The organism is Nocardiopsis sp. MG754419, assembly GCF_018207095.1.
Taxonomy (GTDB): domain Bacteria; phylum Actinomycetota; class Actinomycetes; order Streptosporangiales; family Streptosporangiaceae; genus Nocardiopsis.
This window is the reverse complement of sequence record NZ_QOCZ01000442.1, coordinates 1-311: the sequence shown is the minus strand read 5'-3', so window position 1 is coordinate 311 and position 311 is coordinate 1. Positions and strand designations below refer to the sequence as shown.

Genomic DNA, 311 nt, shown 5'->3' with positions numbered 1-311 from the left:
GTTCTCCGCCACGGTCAGCGTGGGGATGATCGTCGACTTCTGGTAGACGCACGCCACGTGCTGCCGCCAGGCATCGCGGTCCGCGAGCCGCGGCGCGGGCCGTCCGGCGAACGTCACCGTGCCCTCGTCCGGGGCCTGCAGGCCGGTCAGGACGGACACCAGGGTCGACTTCCCGGCCCCGTTGCGGCCGACGAGGGCGTGCGTCTCCCCCGGTCTGACCGTGATCCCAGCGCCGTTGAGGGCCACCGTCGGCCCGAACCGCTTCACCACATCCGTCGCCTGGACGACGGTGGCCCTCAACGGCGCTGGGA

1 protein-coding gene is annotated in these 311 nt (G+C 72.7%); it reads right to left on the bottom strand.

The window, feature by feature from the left end; translation table 11 throughout:
* Nucleotides 1-270 (bottom strand): ATP-binding cassette domain-containing protein (locus DSY14_RS28465; protein WP_307851368.1); only part of this gene is annotated, 270 nt, incomplete at its 3' end.
* Nucleotides 271-311: the final 41 nt, after the last annotated feature.